Genomic DNA, 16,787 nt, shown 5'->3' with positions numbered 1-16,787 from the left:
CATTCAAATATCGAGAGAGTATGAATTCTCCAATTGATAAACTAGAGAGAAAGCTCGGCTACCAGTTTCAAGATGCCGGGCTTATCAATTTGGCGCTGACGCACCGCAGCGCCAACAGTAAGCACAATGAACGTCTTGAGTTTCTGGGCGATTCAATTTTAAGTTTTGTCATCGCTGATGATCTGTACCATCGTTTCCCAAAAGTGAACGAAGGTGACATGAGCCGCATGCGTGCTACTTTGGTTCGCGGACATACATTGGCGGAACTGGGTCGTGAATTCGATCTAGGAGATTATTTAAAATTAGGTCCAGGTGAATTGAAGAGTGGCGGTTTTCGCCGAGACTCTATTTTAGCCGATGCGGTTGAAGCCATTATTGGCGCAATTTACCTAGACAGTGATCTTGAAGTTGTGCGAGGCATTGTACTGAGTTGGTATCAGTCACGCCTTGAAGCCATTAAACCAGGCGTTTCACAGAAAGATCCGAAAACTCGCCTACAAGAGTTCCTACAAGGCAGAAGAAAACCGCTGCCTGTCTACACAGTGACTAATATTAAAGGTGAAGCGCACAACCAAGAGTTCACGGTTGAGTGCGAAGTAGCAGGTGTGGATAAGCCTGTAATCGGTAAAGGCACCAGCCGCCGCAAGGCAGAACAAGCGGCTGCTGAAACAGCACTTGAGCAATTAACAAATGGCTGATAACGAATTCGATATCGATGCGTTTTTCGCATCACAAGGTGAGCCAAGCTCGCCAGAAAACCAACACTGTGGCTTTATTGCTATTGTTGGTCGTCCAAACGTAGGTAAGTCGACACTTTTGAACAAGATTTTGGGTCAGAAGATTTCGATCACCTCTCGTAAGCCGCAAACGACACGCCACCGTATTATGGGTGTGGATACGGACGGCGATTACCAAGCGATTTACGTCGACACGCCTGGACTTCACATTGAAGAAAAGCGTGCGATCAACCGTTTGATGAACCGTGCAGCTAACTCGTCATTGAGTGATGTAAACCTTGTGTTCTTCTTAGTCGATGGTACGCATTGGACTAAAGACGATGAGATGGTGCTGACCAAACTTCAAAAATCGAACTTCCCAGTTGTGCTTTGTGTAAACAAAGTCGACAACGTACAAGATCGTAACGACGTGATGCTACACATGGCGGAGATGTCGAAGAAGATGGACTTCGTGGATGTTGTGCCAATCTCTGCCAAGCAAGGTAAGAACATTGACGTACTGCGTAAGCACGTGCGTAATCACTTACCTAAAGCAACGCATCACTTCCCAGAAGAATACGTGACTGACCGTTCTCAGCGTTTTATGGCGTCTGAGATTGTGCGTGAAAAGCTGATGCGCTTTACTGGTGAAGAGCTGCCATACTCAGTAACGGTTGAGATTGAACGTTTTGATTACAACCCAGAAACCGACGGTTTCCACATCAATGCATTGATTCTTGTTGAGCGTAATGGCCAGAAGAAAATGGTGATTGGCAAAGGCGGCGAGAAGATTAAAACCATTGGTCGCGAAGCGCGTTTAGATATGGAAGAATTGTTCGGTCGTAAGGTTTACCTAGAAACTTGGGTAAAAGTGAAATCTGGCTGGGCAGACGACGAACGAGCGTTGCGATCGTTGGGTTATATAGACGATTTATAATCTTGGCTGCGAAGGTGCTTCGCTCCAACATCGATGAAAAATCAGTATCGATTAAAATAAGGAGCCGCTCGGCTCCTTATTTTTTATTTCACACTTTTTAGGCACAATGACTTAGATGAGTAATCTGTCTTCCGAAGGTTTACAGCGCTGTTTTGTATTGCACCGACGCCCTTACAGTGAATCGAGCTTAATCCTTGATGTATTTAGTGAGGAATATGGCCGAATGACTTTAATGGCCAAAGGCGCGCGCAGTAAGCGTTCGAACTTAAAAGGCGCATTGCAACCTTTTACCCCGCTATTACTTAAATGGTCGGGGAAAGGCTCAATGAAAACTTTGCGTCAAGCCGAGCCGATAAGTCTAGGTTTGCCGTTAACGGGCATTAATCTCTACTCAGCCATGTACGTCAATGAACTGATTGGCCGTATTTTGATGGCTGAAGTGCCGATGCCAGCACTATTTCATGATTATTTGCATGCGTTAACCGAGTTGGCGCACAACGAGAACCCTGAGCCTGCACTGCGTCGTTTTGAGTTAGCCTTGCTGTCTGCGATGGGGTATGGCGTGGATTTTTTGCATTGTGCAGGTACCGGCGAGCCCGTCGATCCAGAAATGACCTATCGTTACCGGGAACAGAAAGGGTTTATTGCTTCGGTTAGGCGCGATAACCTCACGTTTTTAGGGAATGAACTGATTGCTATCAGTGAGCGGCGGTTCGTCACTAAAGAGCAGCTAAAAGCGGCAAAACGCTTTACACGTATAGCCTTAAAGCCGTATCTTGGCGGCAAACCTTTAAAAAGTCGTGAATTTTTCATTCAGACCCCCAGAGCACGGAGTAACGGAAAATGAGCTCAATTTATTTAGGCGTCAATATCGACCATATTGCCACTCTACGTAATGCACGTGGTACAAAATACCCAGATCCTGTTCACGCTGCTGAAATTGCTGAGCGTGCAGGCGCGGACGGTATCACTATCCACTTACGTGAAGACCGTCGCCATATTTTGGATCGTGATGTACGTATTCTGCGTGAAACCATTCAAACGCGTATGAATCTAGAGATGGCAGTGACTGACGAAATGATTGAGATTGCGCTGCAAACTAAACCAGAGTTTGTGTGTTTAGTGCCTGAAAAACGTGAAGAACTGACGACGGAGGGTGGCTTAGATGTAGTAGGGCAGCTTGACAAAATTAAAGCTGCGACGAAAAAGCTGACAGATGCCGGCATTAAAGTTTCGCTCTTTATTGATGCTGACCGTCAACAGATTGAAGCTGCGAAAAAGTGTGGTGCTCCGTTTATTGAGCTACATACTGGCCATTATGCAGATGCGACGACAGAAGACGAACAACAAGCTGAACTGAAGAAGATTGCCGCTGGTGCGAGTTATGCACATGATCTAGGTATTATTGTTAATGCCGGGCATGGCCTGACTTATCACAATGTCGCACCAATTGCTGCATTACCAGAAATTTACGAACTCAACATTGGTCACTCAATCATTGGTCGCGCAGTATTTGATGGTTTAAATAAAGCGGTTGCTGACATGAAAGCACTGATGATTGAGGCTCGCCAGTCATAGGGCTATCTAGATGGCGATTATAGGGTTAGGGACCGACATTGCAGAAATTGAGCGTATTGAAAAAGCGTTAGCTCGTAGTGGTGAACCTTTTGCTCAGCGGATTCTTTCAGAAGAAGAAATGACCAAATTCTCACAGCTTAAGCTGCAAGGTCGTTATCTTGCTAAGCGCTTTGCTGTTAAAGAAGCTGCCTCAAAAGCATTGGGGACAGGGATCGCAAAAGGGGTCACGTTTCACGACTTTTCCATCTCGAACGATGAGCTTGGAAAACCAGTACTCGCATTGACGGGCACAGCCAAGCAAATAGCGGATGCGATGGGTGTTAACCACATTCACCTGTCCATTTCCGATGAGCGTCATTACGCTGTGGCGACGGTCATTTTTGAATCCTAGCTTGTAAGTCTTAAACAAAATACTAAAAAGCCAGAGCAGATGCTCTGGCTTTCTTGTCTCTCGAGCAGATTACTGTTCAAGGTATAATTTTGCAGTCGTTGTGACTTTAATCATTTCATCTTGCAGCTCGAACATTTCAGGCTCAACTTCCTCAAGACTGATCCCTGAGCGCAGTGCTTGCTCAAGCGTCGCACAGAGTGACTTCAGTCTTGGAACGCCACAATATGAACTACTGCCGTGCAGCTTATGGATGACATGAATTAGGTCATCACGAGAGATATCTTCTTGCTCTAGAGCTTGGTCAACAACCGCTTCTACTTCAGGGATGAACTCAATCAACATGCGCAGCATATCTTTGGCGAGATCCTCTTTATTCGCGCTCTGTTTCAAGGCCGCTTGCCAATCAATAATCACATCCTGTTGAGGTGAAGAAACGGATTGTGGTGCGCTTCCTTCAGGTTCATCAACGTATGAAGGGGCGACTTTGCCAATGCTCTCTGTACAAGCATTGGGGTTCCAGTGAACCAAAACCTGTTGTAGCACATGCTCTTCAATAGGTTTGGTCAAGTAGTCATCCATTCCTGCCGAGAGCAAGCGGTCTCGTTCCCCTGCCATGGCATGCGCCGTTACCGCAATCACTGGCGTGTCTTTATTTAGCTCCAACTCTTTAATGTGCTTACAAGCGGTCACCCCATCCATTTGTGGCATTTGGATATCCATGAAGATTAAATCGTACTTTTTCTCTGTCGCCAGGTTCACCGCTTGCTGGCCATTGCTACAGGCGGTGACGGTTTCTACTCGTTCGCGGAGCAGTGCAGAGATCAGCTTCAAGTTTGCAGGGTTGTCATCCACTGCTAGTACAGTGAGAGGTAAACGGTCCCCTTCGCTTGGCGTAATTGGAGCGCTTAATACCGGTGGCGATTCTACATGTTCGCTAATCAGGCTTTGTAGCAACTTACGGCGAGACAATGGCTTCGTCAGGCACTGGACGTGATGCTCTGTCATTATTTGGTCCGCAAGCGCCAATTCGGTACTCGGTGTCCCTAGGAGAACACTCGGAGCCATACGTTTCGCTTGTTCTATCCAAGGTGTAATAACTTCCGCATCGTGAGTCTGGTTGGCCGCTAAATTCAACAATACATAATCATATTGTTCTTCGTTGTTTGGTAGCGAAGAGCGGTAGGTTACTAAAATACCCTCCTGACTTAGAATCTGTTGGGTTACGGATGCGGCTTGCATGTTTGGTTCAATCAGCAGTAACTGCTTCCCAGTCAGAAGTTCCACTTCAATCAGTTCGCTCATTGGCATCTCGGTTGAGTGCAAGCGCACCGTAAACCAGAAGGTTGAACCTTGGTGTAGACGGCTGGTTAAACTGATTTCGCCGCCCATCTGGCTCACCAGTTTCTGAGTGATGACCAGACCAAGGCCAGTACCGCCGTAACGACGTGAAATACTTGCATCTGCTTGGCTAAAGGCTTGGAACAACTGCGCTTGCTGACGCTCAGAGATACCAATGCCGGTATCACGCACCATGAATTGCAGTTCGACGGAGTCTCCTGATTGAGAGCGCATTTCTACGCTAACATCAATGTTGCCTCGCTCGGTAAACTTGATTGAGTTACCTACTAAGTTCGTCAAAATTTGCTGGATACGTAGTGGATCCCCAACTAAACCTGGTGGAATTTTAGGGTCCACTTTTAGGGTGATTTCTAACCCTTTCTCATGTGCACTTGTGGCTTGTAGGTTAATTACCTCTTCTAAACTTTCTCGGAAATCAAAAGGAATGTTTTCCAGCGCCAGCTTACCCGCTTCAAGTTTCGAGAAGTCGAGAATGTCATTGATGATATTCAGCAAGTTGTTCGCCGATTTCTCAATCGTCTGTAGGTAATCCGTTTGGCTGTTAGAAAGCTGCGTTTTAAGCATTTGACGAGTAAAGCCAATCACCCCATTGAGCGGAGTACGCAGCTCGTGCGACATGTTCGCCAAGAACTCTGACTTAACCCTGGCCGCTTCTTGCGCGCGTTTCTTCGCGATATCCAGCTCAACGTTCTGAATTTCTAGCTGCTCAAGCGTTTCACGTAAGTCGGACGTGGCTTGGTCTATACTGTGCTGCATCTCTACGTGATATTCTGATAACGATACCGCCATGGCGTTGATGCCATTTTTTAGCTGGTCTAACTCACCGTGCATTTTGCCTTCGATACGCACATCCAGATGACCACGGCGAATGCGGTCAACGACATTCTTCATGTGGGTGATAGGTTGGGTCACATCGTGCATTAGACGTGAAGCAAACACACTTGCTAAGCCAAGACCGAGAACCAGAACTAAAAACGCAGAGAAGACTTCTTGATACTGTTGCAGCCTCAAGGAGGAGAGATCTAACTCGACGGCGATGTAACCAATCGCTTTTGTGCCTTGGCTTTCGTTCGACAACTCCGCTAAGTAGTGACCTTCTGACAAAATGGGGACACGCAATATCAGTGAGTTTTCGTAGATTTCCGAATTACCCAGTTGCGGGATCGGTTTATCTTTGGGAAACATCAAGGCTTCAAAATTAGGATGAAAGTTAGAGGTTACAAAGAGCTCATGATGTTCATCAAATACCGCGATACTACGAACCAGTTTGGAGTTTTTGCGGTGCGCGTAGCTTATCAAGCGACGTACCGCCTCTCGGCTTTCTGATAGTAGATGAGTTTCACTGGCAATCGCCAGCGGCTCAATAATGCTGTTACCAGTGGTGATAACTTGTTTCTCAAGGTCTTGGTAGCGGTTAAATGAGAAAAAGCCGCTCAGTAATAAACCAATAATGAGAGTGGGAGCGAGAGTTAGTGTAATTACACGTGCTCGTAAGCCATATCTGGTCATGTTATCTAATTACATCGGAGTCTGGATATGGGAAAATAACGCATTATTTCTCAAGCGCACGATAAAGCCTTGAGCAAAGAAGTGACGTCACCGAATAAACGGTAAGCATAATCAAGTCACTCGAATCACACAACGGCTGCAATCAAGAATAGTGAAGCCGAAGAGCAATTACACATAAATCAGGCACAGAGCATGGCACGCATCTTTCAACCGAAAAAGAAAACCCAACTCAATACTCGGCACCAAGCAGTGCAAGTAGAGCGTTTAGATCACCACGGCGCAGGCATTGCTTACCTCAAAAAGAAGCCATTGTTTATCGATGGAGCACTGCCGGGTGAGGAGGTGGTCACTCAATTGGTGGAAGAAAAGAGCAAATACGCTCGCGGTAAGTTGATTAAAATCCTTAAGCCGAGTGAAGCTCGTGTGGAGCCATTTTGCCCACATTATCATGAGTGCGGTGGTTGTGATTTGCAGCACTTAGATTATGACCAACAATTGACGTACAAACAGCAAACGTTGCGTCAGCTAATGCGAAAATTTTCAGGCAGTGACATTGAACTAGATGCCCCGTTATTGGGAGATTCGCAGGCCTACCGTCGCCGTGCGAGAGTGAGCTTGTTTGTTGATAAAAAAAACCGTCAGCTACATTTTGGTTTCCGTAAAAAGCAGAGTAAGCAAATTGCGCAAGTAACCGATTGCCCAGTGCTGGCACCGGAACTGAATGTTTTGCTGCCAGAGATTTACTCAGCCCTAAAAGCGTTCAAAAAGCCTGAACAATTGGGTCATGTAGAGCTGGTACTTGGTGATAATGGGCCGTGTATTACGCTGCGCCACTTGAGCGCTCTGACAACGAGTGAAACTCAATCTCTAACGGAGTTGGCAAAACGTCATGGCGCATCGTTGTACTTAATGCCATCGACAGAACAATTAGACCTTATCGAAGGCGATATGCCTTTTTATCAAGAAGTTGGAGTGAAAATCCCTTTTGCACCAAATAACTTTATTCAAGTAAACCAAGGTGTAAACCAACAAATGGTCAAACAAGCGGTTGAGTGGTTAGACCCACAAAAGAGTGACCGAGTGTTAGATTTGTTCTGTGGTTTAGGCAACTTTAGTTTACCAGTTGCGAAATTAGCTAAGTACGTGGTTGGAGTAGAGGGTGTTGCAGAGATGGTAGAAAAAGCCACAAACAATGCATCTTTGAACCAAATCAATAACGCGCAATTTTATCACGCTAACCTTGAGCAAGATTTTGAAGGCCAAGCCTGGGCCGCAGAGCGGTTTGATAAAGTATTATTAGACCCGGCACGCGCGGGAGCGAGTGGGATCATCGATCAAGTTTCTGAGCTTGGCGCACAGCGTGTAGTTTATGTTTCTTGTAATCCTGCTACCCTTGCTAGGGATAGTCAAAGCTTGATAGAGCAAGGCTATAAATTAACTAAATTAGGTATGCTGGATATGTTCCCTCATACCAGTCATCTAGAATCGATGGCATTGTTTGAAAAGTCCTAACTTTAGGACTTTGACCCCTTATTTGTGGTGGGTGGTCATAAAGCCAGCGTGTACGCGCGGTAAAAAGAACTAACCTGGACGGTGTTAGTCAAACCACACGAATATAATAATTAGGATGATGAGATGGTTGCGGTAAGAAGCGCGCATTTAAACCAAGATGAACAGTTTGAACTCGAAAACTGGGTGGCTAGCCTAGGACAAGAGAAAAACACAGCCTCACGCTTAATCGAAGTATATCGAGATTGCCAGACGGTATTAGCTGATAACGAGCAAGCGGAGCTGTTGTTGTGGCGTGGACGAGAAATGATCGAAATTTTGATCACCTTGTCTATGGATCAAGCCACTTTAGTGGCTGCTCAACTGTTTCCTTTGGTTTCAAGTGGTGCTTTTAACAGAGAAATTCTGGAAGAGAAATACAGCAAAGAAATCATAAAATTAATCGACGGCGTTGAAGAAATGGCTGCTATTGGCCAACTCAACGTCAACATGGAAGGCAGTGCAGCGTCATCTCAGGTAGATAACGTACGCCGCATGCTGCTTGCCATGGTGGATGACTTCCGCTGCGTGGTTATCAAGCTTGCGGAGCGAATTTGTAACCTTATTGAAGTTAAAAAAGCGCCTGATGAAGTTCGACGTGCGGCGGCAAAAGAGTGTGCCAACATCTATGCGCCGCTAGCAAACCGATTAGGCATCGGTCAGCTGAAATGGGAAATTGAAGATTACGCTTTCCGCTACCAACAGCCGGAAACTTACAAACAAATTGCCAAGCAGCTTTCTGAGCGACGCATCGTTCGTGAACAGTACATCAAAGACTTTGTTGAAGACCTCACGCACGAAATGGAAGTGTCGGGCATCAATGCCGAAGTGAGTGGTCGACCTAAGCACATCTACAGCATTTGGCGAAAAATGCAGAAGAAGAGTTTGGCATTCGATGAGCTATTTGATGTTCGAGCAGTACGTATCATCGCAGACAAACTGCAAGACTGTTACGCGGCTTTGGGTGTAGTTCACACCAAATACAAGCACCTACCGAGCGAGTTTGATGACTACGTTGCTAACCCTAAACCAAACGGTTATCAATCGATCCATACCGTAATTCTAGGGCCAGAAGGCAAAACCATCGAGATCCAGATTCGTACCAAGCAAATGCATGAAGAGTCGGAGCTGGGTGTTGCCGCGCACTGGAAATATAAAGAAGGGGCAAGCAGCCGAAGCGGTTATGATGAGAAGATCACGTGGCTGCGTAAGCTACTGGATTGGCAAGAAGAAATGTCTGACTCTGGCGAAATGCTCGATGAGCTGCGTAGCCAAGTCTTTGATGACCGTGTTTATGCCTTTACACCACGTGGTGATGTTGTCGATTTGCCAATGGGGGCAACGCCGCTAGATTTTGCCTATCACATTCACTCCGAAGTGGGACACCGTTGTATCGGTGCCAAAGTCGGAGGTCGTATTGTGCCATTCACGCATAAATTACATATGGGTGACCAAGTCGAGATTATCACTCAGAAAGAACCTAACCCATCACGTGACTGGTTAAACCCATCATTAGGCTTCGTTCATTCTGGTCGTGCGCGTGCCAAAATTAACGCCTGGTTCCGAAAACAAAGCCGTGAGAAGAACCTTGAAGCAGGTCGTGAAATCCTTGAGCATGAGTTAGCCAAAATTGGCGCAACGTTAAAAGATGCAGAGCATTACGCCCTCAAGCGGTTTAACGTCAAAACACCAGATGAATTGTATGTTGGTGTAGGTAGCGGTGATTTGCGTATCAACCAAATAATTAACCATATCAACGCGTTAGTTAACAAGCCAACGGCAGAGGAAGAAGATCAACAAGCACTGGAAAAACTGCAAGAAGCTGAGCATAAATCACCCGCGCAAAGCCGACCGAAAAAAGACGCAGTTGTAGTAGAAGGCGTCGATAACCTAATGACACATCTAGCACGTTGCTGTCAGCCAATTCCAGGTGACGATATCTCTGGTTACATAACGCAAGGTCGTGGGATTTCAGTACACCGTAGTGACTGTGAACAGCTAGAAGAACTGCGCCATCATGCGCCAGAGCGCATCATCGATACAGTCTGGGGCAGCGGCTTTGTGGGGTCATACATCCTCACCGTGCGTGTTGAAGCGATGGAGCGAGGTGGTCTACTCAAAGACATTACGACACTGTTCGCCAACGAAAAGATCAAAGTGACCAGTATGAAGAACCGAGTCGACTACAGACGTCAACTTGCCATCATGGACTTTGACCTAGAAGTCACCAATATTGAGGTGCTTTCGCGGGTTTCGAAACGTGTGGAACAGATCAAGGATGTCATGACGGTGAAACGCCTCGGCTAAAACTCTCGTCATAGTTATCGTTGTAGCGTTGTTGACTGCACGCACTCGCTCCATCACATGGTGAACCATGCTCAGGAGTCTCGTTTGTTTGTCGCCTAGCTACAACTTCAACTATTTACAGAGTTACACTTGCGTCATATTTGGCTTTTTATCTGCGTTAGCTGCACTTATTCCGACGTGCCGGCTCAGGGGCATCACATAGTAGGCTATGCTCAGGAGTCGCGAAAACTTGTTGCCTTGTCAAAGTAACAATTACTTAGTGAAAGCTGCTGAGAAAATATAATGTAGAAGGTGAGTGGTTTTGGCTGCTCACCTTTTTCTTTAATAGAAAGGTTTAAAGGAACAAAAAATGAGTCATCCAATTGAACAGTTAGAACAAATCATGGCGAAGCTGCGTGACCCCGAAAACGGTTGCCCTTGGGACTTAAAACAAACCTTTGACACCATCGTTCCGCATACAATAGAAGAAACCTACGAGGTGGTGGACGCGATTCAAAATCGAGATTGGCCCAATCTAAAAGAAGAGCTAGGGGATTTGTTGTTTCAGGTGATTTTTTACAGTCAGCTAGCGAAAGAGCAAGAGCTGTTCGACTTTTCGGATGTCGTCGAAACCGTGAACGAAAAACTGACTCGTCGCCACCCGCATGTTTTTTCAGATGTTGAGTTTGAATCTGACGAGGAAATTAACGCGAACTGGGAAGCGGAAAAAGCAAAAGAAAAAGCCCTAGTAGGCAAAGCGGAAGAAAGTATCCTAGACTCAATACCAAACTCTTTACCGGCACTTTCTCGTGCTACAAAAATTCAGAAAAAATGTGCAAAATTTGGGTTTGATTGGGATTCACTTGGCCCGGTTGTCGATAAAGTACGAGAAGAAATTGACGAAGTCATGGAAGAGGCACTGCAAGTTCAGCCCGATGAAGAGAAAGTTGAGTTGGAACTCGGTGATTTGCTATTTGCGACTGTCAATTTGGCTCGCCACCTTGATAAAAACCCAGAAGTCGCGCTAGGAAAAGCAAACGTAAAGTTTGCGCGACGTTTTAAACAAGTTGAAGGCAAGGTTCAGCAGTCAGGCAAAGTACTTACAGATTGTTCTTTATCAGAACTTGACCATTTTTGGGATGAAGTAAAACAAGAAGAATCGAGGCAGAGGTAAACTGGCAGAATACATAATATAAGGTCAGCTTGTTTGGTTACACGAAAACGGACTTTGGTTTGTCTTTGCTCACTTTGATTTGAAGCAAAAAATAAAAAATTACGGTGTGATAGATTTCACGTTGTGGCGGTAAGGAGCTTCTGGTATATTTATCTCCCGTCCAGAAGCACTCCATTTCCCTCATTCAACCAATTTCAGGTTAAACATGACGACAAATTACATTTTTGTTACTGGCGGGGTTGTATCCTCTCTAGGTAAAGGTATTGCAGCAGCATCTCTTGCGGCTATTCTAGAAGCTCGTGGTCTTAAAGTGACTATGATGAAGCTTGACCCTTACATCAACGTTGACCCGGGCACAATGAGCCCTACTCAGCACGGTGAAGTGTTCGTTACAGAAGATGGCGCAGAGACTGACCTTGACCTTGGTCACTACGAGCGTTTCATCCGTACCAAGATGACCAAGCGTAACAACTTCACTGCAGGTCGTGTTTATGCCGACGTACTTCGTAAAGAACGTCGTGGTGACTACCTAGGCGCAACTATTCAAGTTATCCCTCATATCACTAACGCAATCAAAGATCGCGTTATTGCAGGTTCTGAAGGCCATGATGTGGCTATTGTTGAAGTTGGCGGTACTGTTGGTGATATCGAATCACTACCATTTATGGAAGCGATTCGTCAGCTAGCTGTTGAGCTAGGCCGTGAGCGCGCAATGTTCATGCACCTAACACTTGTTCCTTACCTAGCGGCAGCGGGCGAAGTGAAAACTAAGCCGACGCAACACTCTGTAAAAGAACTTCTATCTATCGGTATTCAGCCAGACATCCTAGTTTGCCGTAGCGATCGCGTTATTCCTGCGAATGAGCGTAAAAAAATCGCACTGTTCTGTAATGTTCCAGAAAAAGCAGTAATTTCAATGAAGGATGTAGACTCTATCTACAAGATCCCTCAGTTGATTAAATCTCAAGGGCTAGATGACCTTGTGTGTGCTCGCTTTGGTATTACTGCTCCTGAAGCAGACCTTTCTGAATGGGAACAGGTTATCTACGAAGAAGCAAATCCTACTGGTGAAGTAACCATCGGTATGGTTGGTAAATACATTGAATTACCAGATGCATACAAATCTGTGAACGAAGCGCTTAAACACGCTGGCTTGAAAAACCGTCTAAGCGTCACAATTAAGTATGTAGACTCACAAGATATCGAAACAAAAGGCGTTGAACTTCTAGAAGGTTTGGACGCAATCCTAGTACCAGGTGGCTTCGGCGATCGTGGTATTGAAGGCAAGATCCGTGCGGCTCAATATGCACGTGAAAATAACGTGCCTTACCTAGGTATTTGTTTGGGTATGCAAGTTGCACTAATCGAATACGCGCGTAACGTTGCGGGTATGGAAGGTGCACATTCAACAGAATTTAACAAAGAGACTAAGTACCCTGTGGTAGGTTTGATCACAGAGTGGGTAGACGAATCAGGTAGCGTAGAAGAGCGTACTGAAAAGTCTGACCTAGGCGGTACGATGCGTCTTGGTTCACAGCTGTGTCACCTAGAGAAAGGGACTAAAGCTCGTGAACTGTACGGTAGCGCGACGATCCATGAACGTCACCGTCACCGTTACGAAGTGAATAACGTGCTTCGTCCGCAAATCGAAAAAGCAGGCCTAAAAGTATCAGGTCTATCTGCGGACAAGAAGTTAGTGGAAATGATTGAGAACCCAGCTCACCCATGGTTTGTAGCGGCTCAGTTCCACCCAGAATTCACCTCGACTCCTCGCGATGGACATCCATTGTTTGCAGGTTTTGTTAAGGCTGCGGGCCAAAACGCACGCGGCGAATTCGAGAAGTAAAAGGATACGGGCGGCGGCGAAGGTTGTGCTGCTGCCCTTTAAGATTGACATTTATATTTGAAACGAGAGGAAACATTAATGTCTAAGATCGTTAAAGTTCTAGGTCGTGAAATCATCGACTCACGTGGTAACCCAACTGTAGAAGCTGAAGTACACCTAGAAGGCGGTTTCGTAGGTATGGCGGCAGCTCCATCTGGCGCATCTACTGGTTCTCGCGAAGCTCTTGAGCTACGTGACGGTGACAAAGCACGTTTCCTAGGTAAAGGTGTTCTTAAAGCAGTTGAAGCTGTAAACGGCCCAATCGCTGAAGCTCTAGTTGGCAAAGACGCTAAAGACCAAGCTGCAATCGACGCAGTAATGATCGAACTAGACGGCACTGAAAACAAATCTAAATTCGGTGCTAACGCTATCCTAGCTGTTTCTCTAGCAAACGCTAAAGCTGCTGCTGCTGCGAAAGGCATGCCTCTATACGAGCACATCGCTGAGCTAAACGGCACTGCAGGTCAGTTCTCTATGCCTCTACCAATGATGAACATCATCAACGGTGGTGAGCACGCAGACAACAACGTTGACATCCAAGAGTTCATGATCCAACCAGTTGGCGCTAAGACTCTTAAAGAAGGTCTACGTATCGGTGCAGAAGTATTCCACAACCTAGCTAAAGTTCTTAAGTCTAAAGGCTACAGCACTGCAGTTGGTGATGAAGGTGGTTTCGCTCCTAACCTTAAATCTAACGCTGAAGCTCTAGAAGTTATCGCAGAAGCTGTTGCAGCTGCTGGTTACGAACTAGGTAAAGACGTAACTCTAGCTATGGACTGTGCTGCATCTGAGTTCTTCGACAAAGAAGCTGGCATCTACAACATGAAAGGCGAAGGTAAAACTTTCACTTCTGAAGAGTTCAACCACTACCTAGCTGAGCTAGCTAACCAATTCCCAATCGTTTCTATCGAAGACGGTCTAGACGAGTCTGACTGGGATGGCTTCAAGCACCAAACAGAACTACTAGGTGACAAGCTTCAACTAGTAGGTGACGATCTATTCGTTACTAACACTAAGATCCTTGCTGAAGGTATCGAGAAAGGCGTAGCTAACTCTATCCTTATCAAGTTCAACCAAATCGGTTCTCTAACTGAGACTCTAGCTGCAATCAAGATGGCTAAAGACGCAGGTTACACAGCAGTAATCTCTCACCGTTCTGGCGAAACTGAAGATGCAACTATCGCTGACCTAGCGGTAGGTACAGCAGCAGGTCAAATCAAAACTGGTTCTATGAGCCGTTCTGACCGTGTTGCTAAGTACAACCAGCTAATCCGTATCGAGGAAGCTCTAGGTGAGCGCGCTCCTTTCAACGGTCTTAAAGAAGTTAAAGGTCAAGCTTAATTCTTCACTGAATTAGCAGCTTAACTTAAAGCTTTTAAAACACCCTGCTTTGGCGGGGTGTTTTTTTATATAACGGAAGCGCTAAGTGAGCGCGCTCCTCCATGTTTCAAGGAAGCGGTCTTAAAGAAGTTAAAGATCAAGCTTAATTCTTAACTGAGTTAACGGCTTAACTTAAAGCTTTTGAAAACGCCTCACACTTGCGGGGCGTTTTTTTATACAACGGAAGCGCTAAGTGAGCGCACTCCTCCATGTTTCAAGGAAGTGGTCTCAAAGAAGTAAAAGGTCAAGCTTAATTCTTATTGAGTAAAGTTTCGCTAAATAGCTTTTTGAAACCCTCGCTACGGCGTTTTTTTGTATTTATAGATTTGTATTTTGGGGTCTTACTTTGGTCATGGGTAAGGTTCGCTTCCCATGAGCTTGTTTCATTTTGCTGCTTATTTCTTGTAAGGAGCGTGTGAGTCTCCCTTTCTCCCCTAGAGGCAACCTCGCATTTATGCTATATATGTCACCTTATCTAATTCCTTCCGGTACAGAATGTTAGCAGCGATATGCGAATCTTTGTTATAGCCCTTACGCTACTGTTTGGCTTGCTTCAATACACTCTATGGTTTGGTAAAAACGGAGTGTCTGACTACTACACAGTAAAAGATGAAATTGAAGTTCAGCAACAAGTGAACAGCAAGCTACAAGCTCGCAACAATGAAATGTTCGCTGAGATTGATGATTTAAGGCAAGGTCTTGATGCGATTGAAGAACGTGCGCGTCATGAGCTCGGTTTAGTTAAAGATGGCGAGACTTTTTACCGCATTATAGGTGAGGAAAACCATTAAAATGTTGGATATGAACTCATCGCATATCGCAATTGTGCCTGCTGCTGGTGTGGGTAGCAGAATGAAGGCAGATCGCCCTAAGCAATATTTATTGATCGAAGGTAAGGCGGTACTGGAACATACCGTAGAGAAACTGCTTTCTCACCCAAATATTTCTAAGGTGGTCGTTGCCATTACTGACGGCGACCCATATTACCCAGAATTGTCCATTGCTAAGCACCCAGATGTGATTCGTGTAGCTGGTGGTAAAGAAAGAGCAGACTCTGTGTTATCAGGGCTAAACTATGTCAATGAGCATCTGGAAAGCGAGTGGGTGTTAGTCCACGATGCTGCAAGGCCATGTGTATTAACATCCGACATTGACCGTTTGATTGATGTTTGCTGCGCCCGCTCAACGGGTGGCATTCTCGCATCTCCTGTGAGAGATACAATGAAGCGAGCAAACGCAGTACAAGATATCGAACATACGGTAGATAGAGAAGCATTGTGGCATGCACTTACTCCACAAATGTTTAAAACTCAGCAGCTTACTCAAGCACTGGCTGACGCATTAGAACAGGGTGTAACTATTACTGATGAAGCCTCGGCTTTGGAGTGGTTAGGCGAGAAGCCAGCCTTAGTTCAAGGGAATGCGAACAATATAAAAATCACTCAGCCAGAAGACCTTGCGTTAGCCGAGTTTTATCTAAGCCGTGAGCGCGGCGAATAAAGAAAGGATAGAAAATGATTCGAATTGGTCATGGTTTCGATGTACATAAATTCGGTGGTGAAGGCCCTGTCATTATTGGTGGTGTAGCAATCCCTTATGAGCAAGGTTTGATTGCACACTCAGACGGCGATGTAGCGTTGCATGCGTTAACGGATGCTCTGTTGGGCGCGATTGCTGCCGGCGATATTGGTCGTCATTTCCCAGATACGGATGATAAATGGAAAGGCGCAAACAGTCGTGAACTACTGAAAGACGTTTACCGTCGAGTCAAAGAGCAAGGCTACCGTCTTGGCAATGCTGATGTAACCATCATGGCACAAGCGCCTAAAATGGCACCACACATTGACGCAATGTGTGCGGCGATTGCCGAAGACCTAGAAACCGATATTAGTAACATTAACGTAAAAGCGACGACGACAGAACGTCTCGGTTTTACTGGACGCAAAGAAGGCATTGCAACGGAAGCCGTTGTACTTCTGTTTAAGCAATAACTAGCAATTTGCTCCTCTAAGCTGTGATATCAG

At 45.7% G+C, this 16,787-nt stretch carries 14 protein-coding genes; 13 read left to right on the top strand and 1 reads right to left on the bottom strand.

The window, feature by feature from the left end:
* Positions 1 to 20: 20 nt before the first annotated feature.
* From rnc to acpS, 5 genes are all read left to right on the top strand, one after another.
* On the top strand, positions 21 to 698 hold the full coding sequence (rnc, locus tag KJB35_RS10160) for a ribonuclease III (protein WP_005380932.1): 678 nt from the start codon (positions 21 to 23) through the stop codon (positions 696 to 698).
* The gene (gene era / locus KJB35_RS10155) at positions 691 to 1,653 is read left to right on the top strand and encodes a GTPase Era (RefSeq protein WP_005380931.1); all 963 of its coding nucleotides are present in this window, start codon (positions 691 to 693) and stop codon (positions 1,651 to 1,653) included. The genes rnc and era overlap by 8 nt, the downstream gene beginning before the upstream one ends.
* 115 nt (positions 1,654 to 1,768) lie before the next feature.
* Positions 1,769 to 2,500 carry a DNA repair protein RecO gene (gene recO / locus KJB35_RS10150; protein ID WP_005384578.1) on the top strand — a complete coding sequence of 244 codons (732 nt, stop codon included), beginning with the start codon at positions 1,769 to 1,771 and terminating at the stop codon, positions 2,498 to 2,500.
* The gene (pdxJ, locus tag KJB35_RS10145) at positions 2,497 to 3,231 is read left to right on the top strand and encodes a pyridoxine 5'-phosphate synthase (protein ID WP_053306777.1); all 735 of its coding nucleotides are present in this window, start codon (positions 2,497 to 2,499) and stop codon (positions 3,229 to 3,231) included. The genes recO and pdxJ overlap by 4 nt, the downstream gene beginning before the upstream one ends.
* 10 nt (positions 3,232 to 3,241) lie before the next feature.
* On the top strand, positions 3,242 to 3,622 hold the full coding sequence (gene acpS, locus KJB35_RS10140; RefSeq protein ID WP_053306776.1) for a holo-ACP synthase: 381 nt from the start codon (positions 3,242 to 3,244) through the stop codon (positions 3,620 to 3,622).
* Positions 3,623 to 3,691: 69 nt separating this feature from the next.
* On the opposite strand, the gene barA is transcribed toward acpS, so the two are convergent.
* Complete coding sequence (gene barA, locus KJB35_RS10135; RefSeq protein WP_033907441.1) at positions 3,692 to 6,490, bottom strand: two-component sensor histidine kinase BarA; 2,799 nt, start codon at positions 6,488 to 6,490, stop codon at positions 3,692 to 3,694.
* A 192-nt stretch (positions 6,491 to 6,682) separates the two neighbouring features.
* Between barA and rlmD the strand changes: the two genes are divergently transcribed.
* The 8 genes from rlmD (at position 6,683) to ispF (ending at position 16,754) form a co-directional block, all read left to right on the top strand.
* Complete coding sequence (gene rlmD, locus KJB35_RS10130; protein ID WP_053306774.1) at positions 6,683 to 8,002, top strand: 23S rRNA (uracil(1939)-C(5))-methyltransferase RlmD; 1,320 nt, start codon at positions 6,683 to 6,685, stop codon at positions 8,000 to 8,002.
* A gap of 123 nt (positions 8,003 to 8,125) precedes the next feature.
* The gene (relA, locus tag KJB35_RS10125) at positions 8,126 to 10,345 is read left to right on the top strand and encodes a GTP diphosphokinase (protein WP_005380915.1); all 2,220 of its coding nucleotides are present in this window, start codon (positions 8,126 to 8,128) and stop codon (positions 10,343 to 10,345) included.
* Between the two features lie 349 nt (positions 10,346 to 10,694).
* Complete coding sequence (gene mazG / locus KJB35_RS10120; RefSeq protein ID WP_005383780.1) at positions 10,695 to 11,498, top strand: nucleoside triphosphate pyrophosphohydrolase; 804 nt, start codon at positions 10,695 to 10,697, stop codon at positions 11,496 to 11,498.
* 205 nt (positions 11,499 to 11,703) lie between these two features.
* Positions 11,704 to 13,344 (top strand): CTP synthase, encoded by a 1,641-nt coding sequence (locus KJB35_RS10115; RefSeq protein ID WP_021034029.1) that lies wholly within the window; start codon positions 11,704 to 11,706, stop codon positions 13,342 to 13,344.
* Positions 13,345 to 13,422: 78 nt separating this feature from the next.
* Positions 13,423 to 14,724, top strand: coding sequence for a phosphopyruvate hydratase (eno, locus tag KJB35_RS10110; RefSeq protein WP_005383785.1), 1,302 nt, complete (start codon positions 13,423 to 13,425; stop codon positions 14,722 to 14,724).
* Between the two features lie 548 nt (positions 14,725 to 15,272).
* Positions 15,273 to 15,554: a cell division protein FtsB gene (gene ftsB, locus KJB35_RS10105; protein WP_005380907.1), complete on the top strand. Its 282-nt coding sequence runs from the start codon at positions 15,273 to 15,275 to the stop codon at positions 15,552 to 15,554.
* A 1-nt stretch (position 15,555) separates the two neighbouring features.
* The gene (ispD, locus tag KJB35_RS10100) at positions 15,556 to 16,263 is read left to right on the top strand and encodes a 2-C-methyl-D-erythritol 4-phosphate cytidylyltransferase (RefSeq protein WP_213908003.1); all 708 of its coding nucleotides are present in this window, start codon (positions 15,556 to 15,558) and stop codon (positions 16,261 to 16,263) included.
* Positions 16,264 to 16,277: 14 nt separating this feature from the next.
* Positions 16,278 to 16,754, top strand: a complete 477-nt coding sequence (gene ispF, locus KJB35_RS10095; RefSeq protein WP_005380896.1) for a 2-C-methyl-D-erythritol 2,4-cyclodiphosphate synthase — start codon at positions 16,278 to 16,280, stop codon at positions 16,752 to 16,754.
* Positions 16,755 to 16,787 lie beyond the last annotated feature (33 nt).

Source organism: Vibrio sp. D431a (assembly GCF_030248655.1).
GTDB lineage: Bacteria > Pseudomonadota > Gammaproteobacteria > Enterobacterales > Vibrionaceae > Vibrio > Vibrio alginolyticus.
The sequence above is the reverse complement of the archived record's forward strand: the minus strand, read 5'-3'. Positions and strand labels throughout refer to the sequence as shown.